Here is a 21,797-nt window from a genome sequence, read left to right as displayed (position 1 = left end):
ATTCCTCAAAAAATCCGTGACATATCGTATAGTATCCCTCGATAGTGGCACATAGGCGCAAGTTTGACTGCGATTTTCTGAAAGCTACACTCGGGACCCAGCTGCTTTGGCATGTACCAACGGAACTGTAATTTTTTTCGACTAGTGCAACGGCAGAAGGGTTTCGCCGGCTTCTTTAACTGAGCTTGAACGAGGACACGATGGCAGCTCCTTCGATCCAGAACTTTGAGATGACCGCTGCCTTGAAGGACTTGGCCGATTGGCTGGTTCAGCAGGGCTTGGAAAATGCTCCGGTTGAAATCTGGCTTGAAGAATTCTGCAATCGACTTCTCACCGCAGGCATTCCCATTCAGAGAGCGAACATTACTTTACGCGCTCATCACCCTGAGATTGGGACAGTTGCGTTTCGATGGCACAGAGGAGGCGGAAACGAGCGCCAAGACTTCGTCCGGCGAACAAGCGCCCCCGAAGAGTACATTCTGAGCCCAATTTACTATCTCTTAGCAAACAATGTTGAAGAGATCAGGCAGAACCTGACTGTCGACGATCCAGAACTCAACTTTCCGATTTTTGATGAGCTTCGCGAGCGCGGCGCTACAGACTACTTTGCTGTAAAACGGTTCTTCCTTCGCCAAAATCACGCAGCGCCGATTGACCCCATGCATGCCGAAGAAGGGGCTATCATCTCTTTGGCGACTGACGCAGCTGGCGGCTTTACGGACCCACAATTGAACGGTCTAAGGCAGTTGATACCGCCTCTTTGCCTGACGCTCAAATGCGGGGCAAACAGGTTGATGGCAGAAGATATCACGGCCGCGTATCTAGGCCGAGACGCCAGCAAGCGTGTTCTGTCCGGAGACATCACCCGCGGTTCGTCTGAAACCATTTCAGCCGTCATATGGTATTTTGACCTGCAAAATTTCACCAAGCTGTCTGAAGCGCTGCCTGGTCATTCAATTATCGAATTGCTGAACGCCTACTTTGCGGAGGTCGTTGAAATTGTTGAGAGCCATGGCGGCAACGTTCTGAAGTTTATGGGCGATGGCATGCTCGCCATTTTTGACATTAACCAGATCCCTGACGCACATCGCGTCGCAATTGAGGCAGCCATTGAACTTCGTGCGGCATTTGTAGATCAGAACCAATGCAGAGTTACAGACGGCTTACCGACTACCGGCTTCACACTGTCCCTGCATGCAGGAGACGTTCTATACGGCAATATTGGCGGCAGATCACGCCTCGATTTCACAGTTGTCGGGCCGGCAGTTAACACAACGTCTCGTATTCTGGGGATGTGTAGCGCTCTTGATCAAAACATCCTGCTCTCGAGTAAAGTTGCCGGTGAACTGGTCGGAGAGGTGCCGAGTCTGGTTTCACTTGGGCAATACAGGCTCCGGGGTGTTGCTGAACGGCAAGAGCTGTTTACACTGGATTAATCGGCAAACAAAAAACGTCTTTTGTAACGCTAAAACTACTTTTTATGGAGACGTTTCAAATCCATCTGCCCGACGTACCATCCGAGCAACGAAAAGCGTTGAATTATTTGATCAAGAGGACCCAACATGGCTCATCCAGCACTAAAATCTGACTCTGTTGCAGTCGTCACCGGTGGTGCATCCGGAATTGGGTACGCATCTGCCACCAAGTTCGCTCAAATGGGCATGCGCATTGTCATTGTCGATTTGGACGAAGGTAAGCTGGAAGAAGCCGCGGCTGCGCTGCGTGAGGTCGGATCACCTGAAACTATGACTTCGGTTACCGACGTGTCTGATCTTGAACAAGTTTTAGCGTTAGAAGCAGAAGTCGCGAACCGTTTCGGCGGCGCTGACATTCTTATGAACAATGCCGGCGTTGGTATTCGCTCGTCCTGCTTGGGGCCACGAGATGCGTGGGAAAAAATGCTGAATGTAAACCTTTGGGGCGCAATAAACGGATGCCAAGCATTCTTGCCAGGAATGATTTCACGAGAACGTCCCGGCGCCGTCGTAAATACAGGTTCAAAACAGGGTATTACCACTCCTCCCGGGAATCCGGGTTACAACGTGTCAAAAGCAGCGCTAAAAGCGTTTACTGAGGCGCTTTCACATGAACTTCGCAACACCGCGGGCGCAAATCTCACGGCCCATCTGCTGGTGCCGGGGTTCGTCCATACGAACATGATCGGTGCCAAGGACAGGCCCCCTTCCGCCTGGACCGCTGAACAAACCGCAGATTTCTTTATCGACAGTGTAGATCGCGGTGATTTCTATGTGATTTGCCCAGACAACGACGTTTCGCGGGACATTGACGAAAAACGTATTTCTTGGGCGGCGGGGGACATTATCAACAATCGCCCCGCGCTCAGCCGCTGGCATCCAGATTACGAAAAGGCGTTCGCGGATCATATGTCGAAAGACTAACTCTGAAGCCTCAGAGGAGTTGTGAATGGCATAAGAACTTGAACCCAATTGCCTACGCTCAGGACACATAGCCAGTAGATGACGAGAGCCGCGACGGCGATTGCGGACAGAAAGACTTTCGGGCATCGGTCATAACGCGCCGCTACACGTCGCCAGTCCTTTAACCTACCAAACATGATTTTGATCCTGTTGCGTTGTTTGTACCGCCGCTTGTCGTATCGGACAGGCTTTTTGCGTTGCGTCCGGCCGGGGATGCAGGCGCGTATGCCCCTGTCTTTCAACGCTTCTCTGAGCCAATCAGCGTCATAACCGCGATCACCGAGCAGCCAGTCGACATTCGGCAGGCTGCTCAGCAAAGCCCGGGCGCCTATGTAATCGCTGACCTGACCGGCTGTCACGAACAGGTTGAGCGGACGGCCCTGGTTGTCGCAGATAGCGTGCAGTTTGGTATTCATGCCGCCCTTTGTGCGACCAATCAGACGGCCACGCCCCCCCTTTTTGACGCCCAAACTGGACGCCGTGCGGTGGGCTTTCAGGTACCAGAACAGCATGAATAAGTTGCTTGGACTGCGTGAGCGTTTCGAAGGTCTATGGACGTTGGATCAAGGCCGGTTCATGTCCGACCTTTCAGACGACGATCTGGAAGATCACCTTCAGGCACGTCTGGACGAAGGCTTCAGCCAAAATAGCATCAACATCGAAGTTCGGTTCATAAAGCGGGCATGGAACCTCTGCAGAAAGAAGCACAAGGTCAACCATGACCTTACCTTCGTGTTGCCCAAGGGTTTCGTCAAATGTCGGTCCCTGACAGAAGCAGAAGACCATGCAGTTATCGACTATTGCATCTCCAAACAGGCTGAGTACCCCGACGCCTCAGCATGGTCAAAGGCCCATGACCTGTTCATCTACCTTGTCGACACAAGGGTTCGCCTTCGGGAGGCTACACAGGTTGATTGGGGGTCTATCGACATGCAGGAGCGATACATCGACAACTACAACTTCAAAACCAAGAAGGAGGTCTTTGTCCCCATTTCTGACCGTCTATTTGACGTTCTTTCATCGCTGCACAACCAACCCCAGCCCTTTGTCAGCATGGATCGCGCCATAAAGAACCTAAGGCAGGCGATCACTGAGTGCTGCCCGTCTAGCCCCCGTGTATTGGCCACCCAAGGCAAGGCAACAATCCATTCCTGTCGGGACACCTATGCCACCCGCATGCTGAACAACGGTATGAGGCTGGAAGAAGTCTCTCACCTTCTGGGATATGCAACCATTGTTCAGACTCAGAAATACGCCAAGTTCGCAAAAAGGGACGTAGCGGACAAAGCGCGGCAATTACTCAATGCACGGAAAGTTTCCTGAACAAAAAAAGACCCGGCACACTATCAGGCACAGTATGGAGTTACTATACCCACAATGGCACACAAAACACCGCACAAATCATTGATTTTATTGGATACTATGGAACGTCACTGATAATTGACTCAATCGACTTGCAAAACCTCAACAAATGGGCAAATCGCGTCATTCAATTCTGACCCAATGAGGATAGCTCCAATCATTGACGCTGCGGCTAAGGTCGGCAGCGAGCCCAGTTTAACGAATGCTGCATGATGCACGGATGTCAGCTATCATGAGAGCGGCAAAATCTTATGTCCTTTTATGTACCTTTGTTGGGACGAACCTAGAGAGGGCCAAGTCAGGAAACGGCAAGGATGCCGGAATTCCTAAACTGCTTGGTCATCGTCTCGCACCACCCCTCGATACGATCATGCGCAACCAAAGCCACGACTGCGCCACCCCAGCCTCCGCCGGTCTGGCGTGCGCCCAACGCGCCCTCAATCACGGCGATTTCCGCCAGCGCATCGGTTTCCTTGACCGTGATCTTATAGTCATGGCGCGCGCTGGCATGGCTTTCGATCATCAGCTGTCCGAAGGCCACTGCGTCGCCCCGCTTAAGGGCTACTACGCCTTCGCAGGCAAGCCTGTTATCGGTCACGATATGTCGCGCGCGACGGTTGAGCGGTTCTGGCAAGCTGTCGATACGTGTCATCTCCTCCGCGCCGAGATCGCTCAGGAGATCGACCCCCAGCGCTTCGCACGCAGCATGACACTCTGCGACACGGGTCGCATAGCCGCCATCGGTCAATTGATGGCTAACGCCGCTGTCAATGACGACAAAGCTATGCTCTGGAAGCCCGGGCGCAGGCCTGCACTCAAGGGTGCGTGTGTCAAGAAAAAGGGCCTGGCCCGGTGTTCCGACGGATGACGCGAACTGATCCATGATGCCGCAAGGCACGCCAATAAAGTTGTTTTCGACGGCGCGCGCGGTGATCGCAATGTCTATTGCTGTCATATGCAATCGGTAAAGCTCACAAAGGGCACGCAGCGTGGCGACTTCGAGCGCCGCCGAACTGGACAGGCCGGCGCCAAGCGGCAAGGTCGTGCCAAGCGTGATCCGCACGCCGTTAGCCTTGACCTGATCGGCGACCACGGAGCCCGCGCAACCCAACAGGAAATCCGACCAGTGCCCGCGACTGCCTTCTTCGATATGCCGCCTCTCACTTTGGTCGAATGTCTCAGAGCGCAACTCGATCACATTTGGCTGCCCCAAGCGTGACGCCGCAATACTAACCCCGAGGTCCCGCAGCGCCATGGGCAAAACAAACCCGCCGTTGTAATCCGTGTGCTCGCCCAGAAGGTTGACGCGCCCGGGTGCCCAAGCCGTAACCTCGGGCGCAGAGCCGAAATGTGCTTCGTGTGCGGCAGCAATGCTGGCCAGATGGTCGGCTTTCGTCATTTGCTCGCCTCCGACGGTTGGTGGCTGGCCTTGTAATGCTCCCGAGGCAACGACCGTAGCCGCGCGGCGGCCTCTTCGGCCGTGAGGTCGCGCTGCGCCTCGGCCAGCATTTCGTAGCCGACCATGAACTTGCGCACGGTCGCCGATCGCAGCAGCGGCGGGTAGAAATGCGCGTGAAGCTGCCAGTGCGCGTGATCGTCGTCGGTCAATGGTGCGCCGTGCCAGCCCATTGTGTAAGGAAATTCGATCTCAAAAAGGTTGTCATAGGCGATGGTCAGCTGCTTAAGGGCATCCGCGAGATCGTCCCGCATGAGATCCGTCAGATCGGGGAGACGTTGCACGGGCCTGCGCGGCAACAGAAGTGTCTCGAAGGGCCAGACCGCCCACCATGGCACCACCGCGATCCAGTTGTCATTTTCCACAACGGTCCGCTCGCCAGATCGGGCCTCGGCTTCGGCGTAATCAAACAGCATGACCCGCCCGGTGTCTTCAAGCCAGTTCTTTTGCCGCGCGTCCTCGGTGGCCACCTCGTTTGGAATAAAATCAGAGGCCCAGATTTGGCCATGCGGATGCGGCTGCGAGCACCCCATCAAAGCTCCTTTGTTCTCAAACACCGCGACCCAATCCCAGGTCTGGCCAAGCTCGGACACCTGATCGGCCCAGCTGTCGACCACGCCGCGCAAAGCGCCTTGGTTCAACTCGGGCAAGGTCAGATTATGGGCGGGTGAAAAGCACATCACCCGCGCCGTTCCGCGCACATTCGAGGCCTGAAAGAGTGGGTCGTCGGCACCGCCCGGCGGGGTGTCTGTCAGCATGGCGGGGAAGTCATTGTCAAAGATGAACGTGCCGTCATAATCGGGATTTTTCACCCCGGAGTTGCGGGTATTGCCGGGACAGAGATAGCATTCCGCGTCATGGGCGGGCTGGTCTCTGACGACCATTTCTTCGGTCCTGCCCTGCCACGGCCGCTTGTTACGGTGCGGTGAGACAAGAACCCAGTCGCCTGTCAGCGGATTGAACCGACGATGCGGCGCATCGTGGGTCAGCGATTTTGTGGTCATTTGTCTTGTCCTTGTGCGCGGGGTCCAAATGGGCCGTAGACCGGCGACTGGTGCCATGCCCATGCGCTTTCAATGATAGTATCGAGGTCAGGAAACTCCGGTGTCCACCCCAGAACATCGCGCGCACGACGACTGTCTGCAACCAGTCTGGCTGGGTCGCCTTCACGGCGGGGGGCTAGTTCGACGGGTATGGAGCAGCCGGTGACGGATCGTGCAACCTGGACCACCTCAAGATTGGAAAAGCCTGCACCGTTGCCAAGATTGAAGGCATGCGCACCAGGGGCCTCGTCCATGAATTCGAGCGCCTTCAGATGCGCCATTGCCAGATCGCAGACATGGATGTAATCGCGCACGCAAGTGCCGTCCGGCGTGTCGTAGTCATCCCCGAAAAGCTTCAGATTGTCCTTGAGACCCAGGGCCGCGAGCAGGACGACGGGGATCAGATGCGTTTCAGGCGCGTGAGCTTCACCGATTTGGCCCGAAGGGTGCGCACCAGCGGCATTGAAATACCGTAGCGCGACGGACTTGAGCTCCCAAGCGCGCGCCATGTCGGCCAGCACTTGCTCGACCATGCGCTTGGACCATCCGTAGGGATTGATCGGCACAAGCGGATGATCTTCGCAAAGGCGCTCGGTCTGCGGGTTGCCAAAGACTGCCGCGGTGGACGAGAACACCAGCTTGTCCACACCGGCCGTTTGCATCGCATCCAGAAGATTGAGCGTGCCGGTGACGTTGTTGCGATAGTATGCCCCGGGGTCAATCACCGACGCGCCCACGGCGATCAGGGCCGCGAAATGGATAACCGCGTCGATCCGGTGCGCCGCAAAGACCGCAGCCAGATCATCGGCGTTCATCAGATCGCCCTCAACCAGTTTCGCGCCACCAATCGCCACCCCGTGGCCTTGGCTGAGATTGTCGAAAACCACGACCTCGTGTCCAGTATCGAGCAGCAGGCGCACCATGTGCGAGCCGATGTATCCTGCACCTCCCACCACAAGCACGCTTCGTGTCATTGATCGCTCTCCTTAAGAAATCTGTAGCGGACTTGATGTTTGTAGCTGTCACCCGGGGCCAGAATGGCCGAGGGGAATCCCGGGCGGTTCGGCGCGTCCGGCCAGCCTTGGGTTTCCATGGCAATCCCAGCGAATGGCCCATACCTGCAGCCATCAAGGCCAGCGAGCCCCTGCTCGGAGATATAGGCCCCATCATAGACCTGAAGCCCCGGCTCGGTCGTCTCGACCGTCATTGCCAGACCGCTCTGCGAACTCCGCAATTGGGCGACCGGGCGCAAGGCTGTGCGTGCCTCTGACAGGCAAAAATTATGGTCGATACCGTTATTTCCGACCGTGCGCGAGGCTTGAAAATCAAACGCCGTTCCCGCAACCGGTGCCGACGCGCCGGTGGGGATCAGATCCGCGTCCACGGGCAGGTAACCGTCCGCGTCGATGCGAAGCCTGTGGTCGGTGATGTCGCCGCTGTCGTCCAGAATGAAGTAGCCATGATGCGCGAATGAACAGGGGCTCGCCGCATCGGTCTGTGCGCAGATATCAATCGCCAGAACACCCTTGCCGGGCAGCGTAAACGTCGCGGAGACCGTCATCTTGCCCGGGAACCCCATATCGCCGTCTGGCAATATAAGGTCAAGGCGCAGGCTGTCCTCGGTGAGGGTGCCAATCGTCCAATTTTTCTGACCGGTGCCAACGGCGCCCCCATGCAATGCGTGGCGCCCCAGCCAGTTGGCCGGAACGTGGTGCGTAGTGCCGTTGAGTTCGAACCGTCCGTTTGCGATACGGTTCGCAAAACGGCCCACGATCGCGCCGAAATATGTCATCGGCCCCAGATAGGGTTCAAGAACAGGCGCACCAAGAACGAGCGGATGACCGACCCCCTCGAGGCGTAAATCTTGCACGGTCGCGCCGTATGTCAGGACATGCGCTGTTAGCCCCCCACCCGTGATGGAGATGCGTTCTACCGATGTGCCGTCAGGACACGTTCCGAACATTTGGATTTGATCTGTCACGGGCGTCTTAGCCACGCAGGCGCTGTTCTGTCTCGGCGTCGAAAAGGTAAAGCCGCGATGCGTCAAATTTCAGACCAACGCGCTGGCCCTCGCTGACACGTTCATCCCCACGTTCTTCGATGACGATTTTCTCGCCGGTGTCTGCGATCAGGTAGGCAAAGGACACGCCGCCAAGGCTTTCCACAAGATCGACATGAAGGGCATCACCCGTAGGGTCGATTTCCAGATGCTCAGGGCGCAGGCCAGCGGTTACCGCTTTGCCTGTCACAGCAACCGGGCTTGGCACTGTCAACTTCAACGCTGGAATCGTCACGCCGTCTTTGCCTGCGGTTGCATCCAGAAAGTTCATTGCCGGCGAGCCAATAAAGCCTGCAACAAACTTGTTGTCGGGTTCGCCGTAGAGGTCCAGCGGCGAGCCGACCTGCTCAATCCGCCCCAAACGCAGCACGACGATCTTGTCGGCCAGTGTCATGGCTTCGACCTGATCGTGGGTCACGTAGATCATCGTTGCGCCGATTTCCTTGTGCAGACGCGCGATTTCCACCCGCATCTCGACGCGCAGTTCGGCATCGAGGTTCGACAAAGGCTCGTCGAACAGAAAGACATCAGGGCCACGCACGATGGCACGCCCGATGGAAACACGCTGTCGCTGGCCACCCGACAAGGCGGCGGGCTTGCGGTCAAGGTATTCGTCGAGTTTCAGAATGCGGCTGGCTTCGGCTACCTTTTTTTCAATCTCGGGCTTGTCATGGCCGTTCATCCGCAGGCCGAAACCCATATTGTCCTTTACGGTCATATGCGGATAAAGTGCGTAGGTCTGGAACACCATCGCGACACCGCGATCAGAGGGGTCGAGTTTGGTCACGTCCCGCGCGCCAATGGTCATCGTTCCACTGGACGTTTCTTCCAATCCTGCGACCATGCGCAGCAATGTGGATTTCCCGCAACCCGAGGGACCGACGAAGACACAGAATTCGCCGTCTTTAATCTGCAGATCGATTCCGTGGATCACTTGTACATCACCATATTTCTTGATGACGTTGTTCATTGTGACGCCTGACATCAGATTGCCGCCCTTTCATGCATCCTGGCTTCGCGGGTGGTCAGCCGCCGGATGGTTTCAATTTCACGCTCGTCGTAGGGGCTCCCGTCCTCAAACAGCAGGTCGTGGAACCAGATATCGCGTTGAGGATTGCCCCCGTGGGCTTTGACCAATTCGTCCGGCCATGGCAGCCATGTTTGCGTGCGTCCTTTGACCAGCCCCCATTGGAAGCATCCCACAAGGCGGTCGTGGAACAGCTCCAACTGGTCGCTGATCTGGCTGTCAACGGCGCGGGCCATCCATTCCGTGCACAGGATCGGACGGTCGAGCACTGTCAGCACGTCGATAAATTCGGAGACGCGCGCGCGGCTCCAATAGGCATGGAATGTGATGATGTCGGAATGCAGCAAGGCGCTGCGGTCAATCTCTGTTTGATAGGGATGGCTGTCGTCGCCGGGCAAAGGCGTTGTCCACGCAGCGACGGTCAAGGGCTGGACGGGGTTTTCCGCGCGCGCCCACTCAAAGCAGCTTTCCATCAGGGTCAATGCGCTTTGCTCAAGGGCGGAGGCGTAATGCTCATAATCGCCATCGGCGAAATTCATGCGATTGCCCGGTTCGTTGTACAAATCCCAGAACAGAATGCGCCGATCATCCCGGAACGCGCGCACAACTGCGCGCACATAGGCTTGCAGGCTGTCGCGCTGTGCAGGGTCTATCACAATGGCCCGACCGGGTGAGGCCACAGCGCGGCTGTTATGAACCCCCGGAACTGGGTCCGGCTGTGGCCCCCAGACGGGTTCCTCTCCGCCAAAGCCGCAATCGTCGAACAGGCAGGGAATGGTATCAATGCCAAGGTCATGGGCCACCTGCATCACCTGATCAAGCCGGTTCAACAGCCCCTCGGCGTCATGCACCCAGCCGAGGTAGGGCAGATTGATGCGGATGGCGTTAAAGCCAATATCCGCAGCCCAGCCCAATTCCCGCGAGATCGTGGGCATGTCGAAGGTGTCCGGATGCCACATTTCAATAAAGTTGACAGCCGTTGAGGGGAGAAAGTTGAAGCCACAGACCCAAGGGCGACCTTGCCACCAGTCTTTGGCATGTTTGTTTGTCCAACGGTCCATGCTTGCACCCGATACGTAAGTTAGGGGCCGCCCCGCCGAAATCAGCGGGGCGGCAGGTTTCTTAGCGGTCCAGAAGGTCCTGAACTTCGATCTCGGCATCGCCCAGGGCGGCCTCGACGGTCTTGCCGGTCAGCCAGATTGCCTGCAGTTCACGGTTCAGCACATCCTGGATCGCGCCGTAACGCTCGGACGGTGGGGTGTCCTTGGCGATAGCGGCGGTGCCGGTGTATTCATCGCGGTGCGGCAAGCCCTGATACTCAGCGCTTTCGATCACAGAGGTGCGCACAGACATGTGGCCGGTGCGGGCCCAGTCGATGTTGTGGTCGTTGATGAAGGCCAGAACCTTCAATGCTGCGGCACGCTGTTCACCTTCCAGCGAAGCGGGGACCGTCCACATGTGGCTGTCGGCCCATGTTGCGCCGGTTTCGAACAGAGTCGGGAAGTCCGCGACATAGTAGTTATCGAGGCCGACTTCTTCTTTCGCCGCTTCAGCGGTGTAGAAGTCCACAACCCAGGTGCCATTGACCAGAATGCCGGCCTCACCGTTGAGGAACGCCTGCTGGCTGTCTGCGTAGTTCAGCTGTGGGTTGGACAGCTCGGCATCAAAGAGCTGCGTGATAGCTGTCACCGCATTTGCAGCCTCGGGCGTATTGATTGTCGCTGTGCCGTCATCGGTGAAGATGTTGGCGTTTTGCTGCCACAGAAGGGCCAGAACCGTCCGCACGCCCAGGGGGAACTGTGCGAAATCAGCGGCGAGGTAGTTTTGCCCGGTCGCGTCCTTGAACTGCTGTGCATGGGCCAGCAATTCCTCGGGCGAGGATGGCAGCATTGGCTTGCCGTCTTCGACCAGACCGGCCTGCGCCATCAGGTCCATGTTGACGTGCCAAAGGTTGGCGTGGAAGTCCATCGGAACACCGTAGATGCCGCCGTTGAAGCTGACCGCGTCGAGTGCCGCAGGCGACCAGTCGGAGGCGTCGATGCCTGCGGCTTCCAGCTCACCGGAAATCTCGGCGATTGCGCCAAGGCCTGCAAACTCGGGTACGCGGTGGCGGTGCATGACATGCACATCCGGCGGCGTGCCGCCCGCATAGGCCGCTTTGACCTGATCGTAATAGTTGCCCCAATCTGTTGGCAGCGTGGTGATGCTGATCCCGTCAAGCTCGGCATCCGCCGCATTGATGATCGACTGGATGATGCACGCCTCTCCTGCGGACGTTGTGGTGTCCGTGCCTGCGTCTTCACATGCGCCGAAGAACCGGCCCAGTGTGATCTCTTGTGCGGGAGCCGTTGTGGCAATCCCTGCGGCCATCGCCGCTGTCAGAAGCACATATTTCATAAGTTTCCTCCCTTAATGTGCGTTAGCCCTTTGATCCGCCCAAGGTCATGGCTTGCACCACGTACCGCTGGAAAATCAGGAACAAGATGACAACCGGAAGGGAGGCGATAACGCCCGAGGCCATGACACGGCCAAGTCCTTCGGATTGCGCAAAGTTCGATTGGATGGACGCGAGGCCCAAGGTGATGGTGAAGTATTCCCTTTGCTGGGCGCTGACGAGCGGCCAGAGATAATCGTTCCAGGCGTAAAGGAACGTCAGGATTGCCAGCGTCATCATCGCAGGGCGCGCCAGCGGCAGCATGACGTGCCAGAAGATCTTAAGCCATGTGACACCATCCAGTCGCGCGGCTTCTTCGATATCCTTTGGGATCGCCTTGAAGAACTGCATCATCAGGAACACGCCAATCGGCACAGCCATACGCGGCAGGATCAGCGCGTGATAGCTGTTGTGCCAGCCAAAGTCGGCGAACATCGTGTATAGCGGAATGAACACAGCTTGTTCAGGCACCATGAGGCCGATCAGGCAGATCACCATGATCGTGCGCTTGAAGGGAAATTCCATCCGCGCCAGCACATAGCCCGCAGTTGTTGAGACAAAAAGAACGCCCAATGTCATGCCAACGGCCACGATGATCGAGTTCATGAACCACCACGGCGTTTGCCCGAATGAAAACAGCGCCGCATAGTTTTCCGCTGTAAAGGGAAGCGGGATCAGGCCGAAGAACGTCGAAGACGTCGTGCGGGCTAGAACTTCGTTTGGCTGAAATGAAAGCGAGACCATCCAAAGCGTTGGCACCAGCCACAAGAACGCGGGGATCGAAAGCCCTAGGACAAGCCAGTAGTAACTGCGAGACATCAGTCTTTCTCCCGTCCGACAATGAATTGAATGATCGAAAACGACCCCATGATGATGAACAGGAACACCGCCATGGCGCTTGCGCGGCCCAGTTCACTGTCCCGGAAGCCGGTTTGGTAGATATACCGCACGAGCACTTGCGTTGAATCGTTCGGACCGCCCTGGGTCATGAGGTGCGGTTGGCCAAAGACCTGAAAGTGCAGGATGATTTGCAGGATCACGACAACCGAAATCGTTCGTGTCAGGTTGGGCAGAGTGATGAACCAGAACGCTTTCCAGCCGCGGGCATTGTCGAGCGCCGCCGCCTCGTAGATGTCTTTCGAGATATCCTGAAGCCCCGCCAGAAAAAGGATCATTGCGATGCCAAGCGACCACCAGACGGTCGCAATCACGATGGCTGCCATGGCGAATTGCTGATCCGTCAGCCAGTTGATCGGCGTGCCGCCGAATGTCTCGGTGATGTTGGCAATCAGGCCCTGACGCGGCGAGAACATGATCTGCCATATCAGCGTCACAACCGTGACCGAAAGGACCTGGCTGAGGAAAAACAGCGTGCGCAGAATGCCCATGGCCCGCGTTTCGCAGTTGAGTGCCGCTGCCAGCAAAAGCGCAGAGATCGTCACGCCTGGCACCGCAAAGCCGACAAACACCAGCGTGTTGCCCACCGTGGGCCAGAACCGCCGGTCATACCACCGTCCCCCCTCTCCCGGATGAAAGCCGGGGAGGACAACCAAGAGCACGGACACGACGCCAAGGGCGATCGCGTTAAAGCGGCTCAAACGGCCCATCCGGGAAAGGAAGATCGAAAGAACGACGCCTATCAGGCCAAGCATCTGCAAGATCGGGGCGTTAAGGACCGACCAAGTGATGTTCTTGCCCCACATCACGCGTTCGTAGTTGCGCATCCCGATGAATTCTTTTGCGTCCGGGTTGAATGCCACCGCCAGCAGGTTCCAGTCATGGAACGATATCCAGACACCGCGAAAGAACGGATAAATCAGGAACAACGCGTAGGTGACAAGGAACGGCGCGAGCAAAATCCAGGCTGTTTGCGTCTGCGAAAGTTTTGACCGTGAAGCCATCGGACGCCTCCTCCCAAAGTGCGTTGATTCTTCTTGTAATAATATTATTAGCAATATTTATTAGCGCACAGCAAGGGATTTGAAGATTTGGCCAGAAAACCCAATGAAAAGCGCGCATCACGCGTCACGATGAAAGATGTCGCCTCGCATGCAGGCGTGTCTCAATCCACTGTATCCTTTGTGCTGAATGGTCTTGAGGACATGCGCATCAGCCGCGAGACCCGCAAACGCGTGAAGGACTCTGTTGACGCTTTGGGCTATCGGCCGCGCGGTGCGGGCCGCCCGCCGAAATCGGCTGGCCTGCGCGTTATCGGTCTGATGCTTGATGAAATCGCAACCAGCCCTTTTGCGGCCATTTCGATCGAAGGCGCACAGGAAGAGGCCTGGAAAAACGACATCCTCGTCGAGGTTGTGATGACGGGGGGCGACGCGCAATACGAGGCCAACGTTCTTAAAAAATGGGCGCAGGATGGCGTTGTCGGAGTGATCTATGGCTCAATTCTAACCCGCGAAGTGACCCCGCCCGATGGTTTGGCGCGTCACCGGACAGCACTGCTCAATTGTTATGACGCGAGCGGGCAACTGACATCCATCGTTCCGGCCGAACGGCGTGGCGGCGAAGAGGCGACAAAGGCCCTTATCGCTACCGGGCATCGCCGCATCGCGTTTATTTCCGGGGAAAGCTGGATGGAAGCATCGGACCAGCGCATGGAAGGATACGAACGCGCCCTTCGCGCGGCCCGGATCCCCGTCGATCCGACCCTCATCGCCGAAGGAAATTTCCTGCCCAGCGGGGGTCGTAACGCAACGCTGAAGCTGATGTCCGGCGAGACCCGCCCCGACGCCATCTTTTGCGCCAACGATCTTATGGCCGTCGGATGTTACGAGGCTCTCAAGGAACTGGGCGAGACCATTGGCAAGACAATCGCCGTCATGGGATACGACGATCAGGAAATCGCGCAACATCTTTCACCCGGTCTGAGCACGGTCTTGCTGCCGCATCGCGAAATGGGCCAGTGGTGCGTCAAGGAACTCCTCAAGTCAAATTTGGAACCAAAAATCGATCGGTTGGAGTGCCCAGTCGTCATTCGAGAGTCTCATAAATCGAGCTAGAAATGGCCCTGTCTTGAATTGATGTGGTTCCAAAGCGGCCCTTGGTGAAACCGCAGCGAATTCGCGCAAAGTCCGCATTGCGATCTTCGTCGATCCGGATCTCGAATGGCAAGTTTCGCGACCACCGCATGAATTGCAGCGTCATTACAAACCACGAACGTCGCTGTATGGGTGTTATGTGAAGCGATCTCTGGTTGTATCATCGCCCATCTGAGTTCTCATCACTCCAGTGTCCCAATTCATAAATACCCTGTTTTTTCATACGACGTATAAAAGCAAGGTAGCCTATCACCTGATCGACCTCATCCATGTCTCTGGTGGCATAGGCGACTGCAATCATCTTGAACTGAGCCTCAGGATCCTCCGCTACTTTTTCGTCACACCGATCCGGAGTATTTTCAGTCCCCAATGAAGCGGTCCGTGCTTTTTCTACTTCGCCCCTCATCTCATTGAGATAGGCCTTCATACTGAGTTCGGGGGCGTTCTCGCCCAAATTAACAGCGGCCTCCCAAATTGGTTTGAGCTGTTCAAAAAGGTCATTTCGACCATCATTCATGTCTCTTCACCTCGCAGTTTAACAATTGCTTGTAGTTGGCCTTTAGGAAAAACTGACAGCGGCCTACGCTCATTAAATACTTGTAACGATCCGTTGCCTGGAGACTGCCCTAGCTAAAGGGCCTCTCCGGTTGCCAGAGCCGATGCACAAATTCTTATGAAAGCCGTCCTATTTCCTTCGATTGATTTTTGAGACCCAATCCGATATCCAGTCCGGCTGCGTGTTCAGTGTCAAAGCAGAGCCCAGCCCAAGACCAGAAAACCAAACGATGGAGGGTGCCATGTAGTTCTGAAACTGCATGAAAGGCCGCAGACATGGCCCACTACAAACGCAAACGTCCCCGCACCGTGCCTGGGAACGGGTACTCGCGCCTGGGTCTGAGCCAACGCCTCGGAAAAGACCCGGATGATGTCCGGTGGCTCGGCAATTGCCGCGCGGTCACGACATCATCTTTCACACACGTCCAACAAGACGCAAATCCAAGGCCCTTGCGCTTGGCATCCTGAGAGGCGCTGATCCTGATGACATTGCTTGACCGGATAGCCGCAAACCCCATCACTACTACTGGTGAGTATGCACGGCGGAGCATCAGCTTGGCTCCGCCACTTGCTTTTCTTGGTTCAGACAGTCGTTGGTATTTTCGGGTTGGCCTGACGTGTTACCCCTCATCATCAATTCCCGAACAATATCTCGTATCTCTTTCGGATACGCGCGAACAAACCCGGCGTCACAGGGGATCGTCTCAATTTCTCTCCGGTCTAACGTCCGAGCCAGATGGATCGCGGCAAATTCAAACTGCTCAGCCATTTGACCCAGTGTTACATAACGCGCCTCAAACGCTTGCAGGCTTTGGGCCGTGATATAGCACCGGTTGTGCTGCGTATCCGGGTTCCGCGCCGTGACCTGACTCAGAAAGTCACCATCCCGCAACCGTCGGATCGATATCACATTCATTTTCAAGCGTGCCGCCGCATCCAAGAGCGGCAGGTCGCCAGAAAATGCATGCTCCTGCTTTTCTAAGGCTTCAGCTTGATCGATCAGCATACCCGCCAACCCTTCGACTTCTGGACCCCGCGACACGCCGGTCAATCGACCTGCCGTCCAATCGGCGACAACGCGTGCCAAAGGAACCCGGCTCTTTCGGCTGAACTCCTTGAGTGGCACCCCTGGCCGTCAGGGTGAGGGCGCAGCCCTCCCCCTCGGGCAACCCCATTAGACAGGGCCGTGTCCTCGGCTGTGCCTGCGGGCCGCACCACCCCTGTCGAATAGCATTGCCTCGCCCCCTCCCGCGTTCGCCACGTGGCAGATCAGCAGGAACAGGCAGCTTCTCTGTCTGATCTGCAAATCAGCCCTGATTTTCCAAAAGGGAAGCCAGGTCAAACAAAGTCTTTGCGGGAGTATCAAAATGGGGATTCTGGATCAATTTAAGACGCAAAGGTCAAATTCAACTGATGGCCAACATCGGGGGGTGCCTTCCGATGTCGAACGCTCACCCGTTTCTGGTCCAACTGTGACGGTTGGGTCAGGTTCGTGTGACGTTCAACAGATACCAAGTGGCGGACCGAGGAGGATTCGAACCCCCGACCCCTTGATTCGTAGTCAAGTACTCTATCCAGCTGAGCTATCGGTCCGCGTTGGTGAGGCGGTGTTTAGACCCAGCTCTGGGGAGGTGCAAGGCGATTCTTCAAAAAAAGTCTAAAAAGTCACGTCACCCCGAGGCAGCCGAAATTCAAATGTGGTTCCCTCAGGGCCTGTCTCTTTCAAAACCAGATCGCCGCCATGTCCGCGCACCAGCTCTTGCGAGATGGCAAGACCAAGACCCGATCCTCCTTTGCGCACCCCACCCTGAAATGGTGTAAACAGGTTTTCACGCGCTTTGGGTGGCAAGCCGGGGCCATTATCCTTGATTTCGATGCACCAGTCATTTTCACCCGCATAGCCGGTAATCGTGATTTTTCCCGGTTTTCCAGACGCAGCCAGCGCTTGAAAGGCGTTTCTCACCAAATTCATCATGACGCGGAAAATCTGCTCCGGGTCCGCACGCGCCACAAGGTCCTTTGGCACGTCGTTGACAATCTCGACGCAGGCATCGCCGATGGCGAGCTTTTCGCTGGACACCACGTCTTCGGCCACATCGCGCAGAGGCACCATTGTCAGGGTGGGTGCGGGTTCTTCGGCGCGGCCAAAGGCCAGCGTACTTTCGCACAGGGACACAGCCCGCGTGATCGAGTTCACCAGTTTCGGTGCCATTCGCCGCACCAAGGGGTCGTCACTGGTTTCGATCCGATCAGTGAACAACTGTGCCGAGGTCAGGATATTGCGCAGATCATGGCTGACCTTCGCTACCGCGCCACCCAACTGCGCCAGACGTTCACGCTGTTTCAGGGCTTGGGTCAGCTCTGTCTGAAGTTTCTGCAGAGCCTCTTCAGCCTCACGCAGTTCGGTCACCTTTGAATTGGGCGAGATGATACCGCGCGCGTCCTCAGGCGCGCCCGCGTATCGCTGCATATAGCCCACGACGCTTTTGATTGGTTTCACCAAAACCACGCGGACGGCAAGAAACAGGAAAAACGCAGTGATAATCGAGATGACAAAGGACAGGCCCAGAATGCGTAGCCCATAGTCGGTCATCGCGGCACGCAGCGGCATGCTGTCTATGGTGACCTCAATCAACAGACCTGCATCTTTTACCGGCTCCCCAATAACCCGAATGACTTCGTTTTCCGGGGTGAACAAGCGCGACAGAGCATCCTTGATCAGAATCCACGGCCCGGCATCGCGCAGGTCGTAGGTATGGGCGATTGGCTCGGGAATGGGTGAGGACAGCATCAGCTGACGCACCTCGTCGCGCCGCAACACGACATTGTAGACACCGGCATTGGCCAAAAGCTCAGCCTCAAGGTCTTGTGCCAGCATGTCGTCGGCCAGCAAGGCCAATGAAGCGATCTGGGCGCGCTCAAGCCGATTGAGCAGGAAATCTTCGCGAAACCGCGCAATTGAGGGTACAAAAATCAGGACTTCGGCCAACATTACGAAGACCGTGGTCAGGATCAGAAATCGGCCCGACAGCGAGTTCAAATTGCGCCCCCTTTCCGATCAGGGTATCCAGCGTTGGATAAACCCGACCACTCGTTTAACTGTCTGATTCTCAAACAGCCTTGGCGTGAAATAGGCTCCCGCGACGCGTTTGTTAAGCTCTCCGATCGTGGGATAGGGCGAAACCATTGCGGCGATCTGCCCCATTTTGAGGTTATTTGCCAAAGCCAACGACCACAAGTTGATCAACTCTCCGGCCTGATGGCCGACAATCGTGGCACCTACCGGGCGGCCCTTTACAACCATGACCTTGATGAAGCCTTTAGTCTTCCGCTCCGAGATCGCCCGGTCGTTGTGGTGATAGTCAAAGCGCGCAATCTCGACCTTGTCGCCATATTGGTCACGGGCCTGCGCTTCGGTCAGCCCGACCTGCGCCAGTTCCGGGTCGGTATAGGTGGCCCATGGAATATGCGCCGTTTTGACCTTTGACGGTAAACCAAACAGGGCCGAACGGATGATGACCCCGGCGTGATAGCCAGCTACATGGGTAAATTGCATCCCACCAGCGACATCTCCGATAGCATAGACGTTACGGTTCGTGGTGCGCAGAGACGCATCCACCTTTATCCCGGTGTGGGTCGGCTCGATCCCTGCGACCTCAAGATTCAAGCTGTCGGTATTGGCCTTGCGCCCTGCAGCCAGCAACAAATGTGAACCCGAGAATACTTCTCCGTTCTCGGTCACAACTTCAATCACGCCCTTATTTTCGCGGATCTGTGCGACCGTCGCATTTTCATGAATGGCCACGCCCTCGGCACGAAGCGTATCCAGCACAACAGCCGCCGCCTCGGGGTCGTCCTTGCCCAGCGGTTGCTGGCCTTCAATCACCGTCACGTCACATCCAAGACGGATATGAGCCTGCGCCATTTCCATACCGATTGGACCACCACCGATTATCAGAAGGTGCTCAGGCCTCTCTCGCAGATCGAAGATCGTCTCATTGGTAAAGTATGGAACCTGTTCCAGCCCCGGAATCGGCGGCACCAAAGGCGACGAGCCCGTGGCAATGACAATCCTGCGCGCCGTAATCAGCTGATCACCAGCCTGTACCTGGGCCCGAGAGACGAAGCTGCCATATTCACGGATCACCGTGACACCGAACCCCTCAAACCGTTCCTGGCTGTCCATTGGCTCGATCTGGGCGATCACGTCATGAACGTGATCCTTAGCGGCCGCGTAATCCACCTGCGGGACAACATCTGCAACGCCAAGTGCAGAGGCGTTTGCCTGACCATGGGCCGCTTTGCCACTGGCGATCAATGCCTTGGACGGCACACAGCCGAAATTCAAACAATCGCCGCCCATTTTGTGACCTTCCAGCAGGACGACCTTCGCGCCCATCTGGCTGGCACCTGCGGCCACGGACAAACCGCCCGACCCAGCCCCGATCACCAGGATATCCGTTTTCAGGTCTTTCATGAAATCAGACGCCCTTTTTGCCGCGCAGAGCTTTGATGACAATCGGTAACGCGGCCAGCGCGCACAGACCCAGAATGGGGCCAATTACAAACGGCTCCCACAACAGCGAGACATCCGGTGTTTCACCCCGGTCGAACACGCCACCCAACCCCACACCGATCCAGGTGTAGACGATGCCACCAGGAATAATGCCCAGCGCCGTAGTGATCAGAAAGTTGCGGAACTTCACGCCAACCAGCGCCGGCACAAGGTTGGCTACGAAAAACGGCACAACGGGAACAAGGCGCAACAGGAACAGAACCGGAATTTCGTTCTCACGCAGGCCGTCCTTGAGTTTCTTGATCGTACCTTCCGAGGATTCCAGACGGGCTGTCAGAGCCTCACCCAAGCCCCAACGCGCCGCCAAAAAGATTGCAGACGCACCTATCGTGGCGGCGAAAACGTTGAAGATGGTCCCCGAAAACAAGCCGAACAGGAACCCGCCGGTCATCGAGGCCACGGCCGCGCCTGGCAGCGAAAAGGCGACAATCAGGATGTAAACAGAGACGAAACCAGCGGCCAGCAACCAGAAATGCGTATCACGCCAAACCAACAGCGCCTCGCGGTTGTCGCGCAGCGTCTCAAAGGTCAGGTAATCGCCAAGCGTGAAAAAGCCCACCGTGGCAACGGTGAGAATCACCAGCAAAGGAATGTGTCGCGCAAGCCCGCTGCGTCGGGCCTGGGTAATATCGCTCATGGAACTGTCCGGTTTCTTGCGTTTCATTAGAACACAACATGCGACGTTCGTGGGCCAAGCAACAGGGGCTTCACGCCGCCTTGATGTCTGCGACCCTTAAAGTGACGGTATTGGGCCCTAAACCCCACGTTTTGAAACCTTTTGCGGGGTGTGGTTACAGAATTGTTGCAAAAGGCGTCAAAACCCCCACCTAGGGGTTTGACTTAGCCCCCGCTACCCAGTAGAGGACGGACTTCGAACACCCCGGGCAGGCGAATCCGCGCCGCACCCGACCGCATAGATTGGAGACGGAGCGATGAAACGCACCTATCAGCCTTCGAACCTGGTTCGCAAACGCCGCCACGGTTTCCGTGCACGCATGGCCACCAAGGCCGGCCGCAAAATCCTGAACGCACGCCGCGCCCGCGGTCGTAAATCGCTGAGCGCGTAAACCGCTCACCGATCAGGTTATGAACATGACGCCGCCGGAGGCCCCTGTGGATGGTAAGAACCACCCCGGGGATATGCCCCCGGCGGCCTCCGTTTGCACGCCCGAAACCTTGACTGTGCTCAGGAAACGGTCTGATTTCCTGAAAGCCGCGCGCGCGAAAAGACAGGGCACATCCTCGATGATGGTACAGGCCTGCAAACGTGCGCCCGATGAGGCGAACGGAATTCGCGTTGGCTTTACCTGCTCCAAAAAGGTTGGAAATGCAGTCGCCCGCAACCGCGCTAAGCGCAGGCTGCGCGAGGCGGCGCGGGCAGTTCTGCCCGTCAACGGCCAGGACGGGTGGGATTACGTACTGATTGGCCGAGCTGAGGTGACTGCCGCTCGTCCGTTCGACCTGATGCTTGCAGATTTGCGATATGCCCTGCGTAAAATCCACGGGGCCGGGACATGACTCTGCTTGCACGTGTTTTTGCCCTGCCGGTGCGGGCTTATCGGTTGGTGTTCAGCCCTTGGGTCGGCTTCAATTGCCGGTATCAGCCCACATGCTCAGCCTATGCACTGGAAGCGTTGGAGAAGCACGGCGCCATAAAAGGCGCGTGGCTGGCCGCCCGGCGGATCGGGCGCTGCCATCCTTGGGGTGGTGATGGGTACGATCCGGTTCCCGACCGCAAAGACGATCCTGCGTGACCCCTAGTCAGGCTTGACCGGCGGCACCCTCCGCTGAACA

Annotated in this window: 21 protein-coding genes, 1 tRNA gene and 1 pseudogene; 7 read left to right on the top strand and 16 right to left on the bottom strand. The window is 56.8% G+C overall.

What is annotated here, in order from left to right:
- The first annotated feature begins 242 nt into the window (after nt 1-242).
- Together AC2FIT_RS19000 and AC2FIT_RS18995 are read left to right on the top strand one after the other, a co-directional pair.
- Nucleotides 243-1,436, top strand: coding sequence for an adenylate/guanylate cyclase domain-containing protein (locus tag AC2FIT_RS19000; RefSeq protein ID WP_496831562.1), 1,194 nt, complete (start codon nt 243-245; stop codon nt 1,434-1,436).
- Nucleotides 1,437-1,562: 126 nt separating this feature from the next.
- The gene (locus AC2FIT_RS18995) at nt 1,563-2,399 is read left to right on the top strand and encodes an SDR family NAD(P)-dependent oxidoreductase (RefSeq protein ID WP_496831561.1); all 837 of its coding nucleotides are present in this window, start codon (nt 1,563-1,565) and stop codon (nt 2,397-2,399) included.
- Between the two features lie 68 nt (nt 2,400-2,467).
- Here AC2FIT_RS18995 and AC2FIT_RS18990 read toward each other — a convergent pair.
- Nucleotides 2,468-2,938: pseudogene (locus tag AC2FIT_RS18990) on the bottom strand (IS5 family transposase); the annotation flags it as partial.
- A 10-nt stretch (nt 2,939-2,948) separates the two neighbouring features.
- Here AC2FIT_RS18990 and AC2FIT_RS18985 point away from each other — a divergent pair.
- Nucleotides 2,949-3,761: a tyrosine-type recombinase/integrase gene (locus AC2FIT_RS18985; protein WP_496831560.1), complete on the top strand. Its 813-nt coding sequence runs from the start codon at nt 2,949-2,951 to the stop codon at nt 3,759-3,761.
- A 337-nt stretch (nt 3,762-4,098) separates the two neighbouring features.
- Here the strand turns inward: AC2FIT_RS18985 and galK are convergent, their stop codons facing one another.
- The 9 genes from galK to AC2FIT_RS18940 form a co-directional block, all read right to left on the bottom strand.
- Complete coding sequence (galK, locus tag AC2FIT_RS18980) at nt 4,099-5,199, bottom strand: galactokinase (RefSeq protein ID WP_496831559.1); 1,101 nt, start codon at nt 5,197-5,199, stop codon at nt 4,099-4,101.
- Entirely contained in the window at nt 5,196-6,260 is a 1,065-nt protein-coding gene (locus tag AC2FIT_RS18975) for a UDP-glucose--hexose-1-phosphate uridylyltransferase (protein WP_496831558.1), read from the bottom strand. Before AC2FIT_RS18975 ends, galK begins: the two co-directional genes overlap by 4 nt.
- Nucleotides 6,257-7,273, bottom strand: coding sequence for a UDP-glucose 4-epimerase GalE (gene galE, locus AC2FIT_RS18970; protein WP_496831557.1), 1,017 nt, complete (start codon nt 7,271-7,273; stop codon nt 6,257-6,259). Before galE ends, AC2FIT_RS18975 begins: the two co-directional genes overlap by 4 nt.
- Nucleotides 7,270-8,280 (bottom strand): aldose epimerase family protein, encoded by a 1,011-nt coding sequence (locus AC2FIT_RS18965; protein ID WP_496831556.1) that lies wholly within the window; start codon nt 8,278-8,280, stop codon nt 7,270-7,272. Before AC2FIT_RS18965 ends, galE begins: the two co-directional genes overlap by 4 nt.
- 7 nt (nt 8,281-8,287) lie before the next feature.
- The gene (locus tag AC2FIT_RS18960; RefSeq protein WP_496831555.1) at nt 8,288-9,343 is read right to left on the bottom strand and encodes an ABC transporter ATP-binding protein; all 1,056 of its coding nucleotides are present in this window, start codon (nt 9,341-9,343) and stop codon (nt 8,288-8,290) included.
- Nucleotides 9,343-10,446, bottom strand: coding sequence for a cellulase family glycosylhydrolase (locus AC2FIT_RS18955; protein ID WP_496831554.1), 1,104 nt, complete (start codon nt 10,444-10,446; stop codon nt 9,343-9,345). Before AC2FIT_RS18955 ends, AC2FIT_RS18960 begins: the two co-directional genes overlap by 1 nt.
- Before the next feature lie 61 nt (nt 10,447-10,507).
- Entirely contained in the window at nt 10,508-11,782 is a 1,275-nt protein-coding gene (locus AC2FIT_RS18950; RefSeq protein ID WP_496831553.1) for an extracellular solute-binding protein, read from the bottom strand.
- A gap of 22 nt (nt 11,783-11,804) precedes the next feature.
- Nucleotides 11,805-12,638, bottom strand: coding sequence for a carbohydrate ABC transporter permease (locus tag AC2FIT_RS18945; protein WP_496831552.1), 834 nt, complete (start codon nt 12,636-12,638; stop codon nt 11,805-11,807).
- The gene (locus tag AC2FIT_RS18940) at nt 12,638-13,720 is read right to left on the bottom strand and encodes a carbohydrate ABC transporter permease (protein WP_496831551.1); all 1,083 of its coding nucleotides are present in this window, start codon (nt 13,718-13,720) and stop codon (nt 12,638-12,640) included. The genes AC2FIT_RS18945 and AC2FIT_RS18940 overlap by 1 nt, the downstream gene beginning before the upstream one ends.
- Before the next feature lie 87 nt (nt 13,721-13,807).
- Here AC2FIT_RS18940 and AC2FIT_RS18935 point away from each other — a divergent pair, with 87 nt between their 5' ends.
- Entirely contained in the window at nt 13,808-14,833 is a 1,026-nt protein-coding gene (locus AC2FIT_RS18935) for a LacI family DNA-binding transcriptional regulator (protein ID WP_496831550.1), read from the top strand.
- Nucleotides 14,834-15,032: 199 nt separating this feature from the next.
- Here the strand turns inward: AC2FIT_RS18935 and AC2FIT_RS18930 are convergent, their stop codons facing one another.
- The 6 genes from AC2FIT_RS18930 to AC2FIT_RS18905 all read right to left on the bottom strand — a co-directional run bounded on the left by AC2FIT_RS18930 (nt 15,033) and on the right by AC2FIT_RS18905 (nt 20,640).
- On the bottom strand, nt 15,033-15,389 hold the full coding sequence (locus AC2FIT_RS18930) for a hypothetical protein (protein WP_496831549.1): 357 nt from the start codon (nt 15,387-15,389) through the stop codon (nt 15,033-15,035).
- Between the two features lie 588 nt (nt 15,390-15,977).
- Nucleotides 15,978-16,514, bottom strand: coding sequence for a hypothetical protein (locus tag AC2FIT_RS18925; protein WP_496831548.1), 537 nt, complete (start codon nt 16,512-16,514; stop codon nt 15,978-15,980).
- Nucleotides 16,515-16,943: 429 nt separating this feature from the next.
- Nucleotides 16,944-17,020: transfer RNA gene (locus AC2FIT_RS18920), tRNA-Arg, on the bottom strand.
- Nucleotides 17,021-17,084: 64 nt separating this feature from the next.
- Entirely contained in the window at nt 17,085-18,467 is a 1,383-nt protein-coding gene (locus AC2FIT_RS18915; protein WP_496831547.1) for a sensor histidine kinase, read from the bottom strand.
- 18 nt (nt 18,468-18,485) lie between these two features.
- Nucleotides 18,486-19,904: a dihydrolipoyl dehydrogenase family protein gene (locus AC2FIT_RS18910; protein WP_496831546.1), complete on the bottom strand. Its 1,419-nt coding sequence runs from the start codon at nt 19,902-19,904 to the stop codon at nt 18,486-18,488.
- Between the two features lie 4 nt (nt 19,905-19,908).
- Nucleotides 19,909-20,640: a TVP38/TMEM64 family protein gene (locus AC2FIT_RS18905; protein WP_496831545.1), complete on the bottom strand. Its 732-nt coding sequence runs from the start codon at nt 20,638-20,640 to the stop codon at nt 19,909-19,911.
- A gap of 295 nt (nt 20,641-20,935) precedes the next feature.
- Between AC2FIT_RS18905 and rpmH the strand changes: the two genes are divergently transcribed.
- From rpmH to yidD, 3 genes are read left to right on the top strand one after another with little or no spacing between them, the layout of a single operon-like run.
- The gene (rpmH, locus tag AC2FIT_RS18900; protein WP_005980833.1) at nt 20,936-21,070 is read left to right on the top strand and encodes a 50S ribosomal protein L34; all 135 of its coding nucleotides are present in this window, start codon (nt 20,936-20,938) and stop codon (nt 21,068-21,070) included.
- 25 nt (nt 21,071-21,095) lie between these two features.
- Nucleotides 21,096-21,521, top strand: coding sequence for a ribonuclease P protein component (rnpA, locus tag AC2FIT_RS18895; RefSeq protein WP_496831544.1), 426 nt, complete (start codon nt 21,096-21,098; stop codon nt 21,519-21,521).
- Nucleotides 21,518-21,757: a membrane protein insertion efficiency factor YidD gene (gene yidD, locus AC2FIT_RS18890; RefSeq protein WP_496831543.1), complete on the top strand. Its 240-nt coding sequence runs from the start codon at nt 21,518-21,520 to the stop codon at nt 21,755-21,757. The genes rnpA and yidD overlap by 4 nt, the downstream gene beginning before the upstream one ends.
- Nucleotides 21,758-21,797 lie beyond the last annotated feature (40 nt).

This window comes from Ruegeria sp. YTSA135 (genome assembly GCF_059610165.1).
The sequence above is the reverse complement of the archived record's forward strand: the minus strand, read 5'-3'. Positions and strand labels throughout refer to the sequence as shown.

Coding starts and splice junctions, on each gene's coding strand:
- yidD (WP_496831543.1), top strand. CDS start 21,518: ATGACTCTGCTTGCACGTGTTTTTGCCCTGCCGGTGCGGGCTTATCGG.
- AC2FIT_RS18940 (WP_496831551.1), bottom strand. CDS start 13,720: ATGGCTTCACGGTCAAAACTTTCGCAGACGCAAACAGCCTGGATTTTG.
- AC2FIT_RS18905 (WP_496831545.1), bottom strand. CDS start 20,640: ATGAGCGATATTACCCAGGCCCGACGCAGCGGGCTTGCGCGACACATT.
- rpmH (WP_005980833.1), top strand. CDS start 20,936: ATGAAACGCACCTATCAGCCTTCGAACCTGGTTCGCAAACGCCGCCAC.
- galK (WP_496831559.1), bottom strand. CDS start 5,199: ATGACGAAAGCCGACCATCTGGCCAGCATTGCTGCCGCACACGAAGCA.
- AC2FIT_RS18960 (WP_496831555.1), bottom strand. CDS start 9,343: ATGTCAGGCGTCACAATGAACAACGTCATCAAGAAATATGGTGATGTA.
- AC2FIT_RS18945 (WP_496831552.1), bottom strand. CDS start 12,638: ATGTCTCGCAGTTACTACTGGCTTGTCCTAGGGCTTTCGATCCCCGCG.
- AC2FIT_RS18955 (WP_496831554.1), bottom strand. CDS start 10,446: ATGGACCGTTGGACAAACAAACATGCCAAAGACTGGTGGCAAGGTCGC.
- AC2FIT_RS18975 (WP_496831558.1), bottom strand. CDS start 6,260: ATGACCACAAAATCGCTGACCCACGATGCGCCGCATCGTCGGTTCAAT.
- AC2FIT_RS18930 (WP_496831549.1), bottom strand. CDS start 15,389: ATGAATGATGGTCGAAATGACCTTTTTGAACAGCTCAAACCAATTTGG.
- AC2FIT_RS18950 (WP_496831553.1), bottom strand. CDS start 11,782: ATGAAATATGTGCTTCTGACAGCGGCGATGGCCGCAGGGATTGCCACA.
- AC2FIT_RS18910 (WP_496831546.1), bottom strand. CDS start 19,904: ATGAAAGACCTGAAAACGGATATCCTGGTGATCGGGGCTGGGTCGGGC.
- AC2FIT_RS18985 (WP_496831560.1), top strand. CDS start 2,949: ATGAATAAGTTGCTTGGACTGCGTGAGCGTTTCGAAGGTCTATGGACG.
- AC2FIT_RS18995 (WP_496831561.1), top strand. CDS start 1,563: ATGGCTCATCCAGCACTAAAATCTGACTCTGTTGCAGTCGTCACCGGT.
- rnpA (WP_496831544.1), top strand. CDS start 21,096: ATGACGCCGCCGGAGGCCCCTGTGGATGGTAAGAACCACCCCGGGGAT.
- galE (WP_496831557.1), bottom strand. CDS start 7,273: ATGACACGAAGCGTGCTTGTGGTGGGAGGTGCAGGATACATCGGCTCG.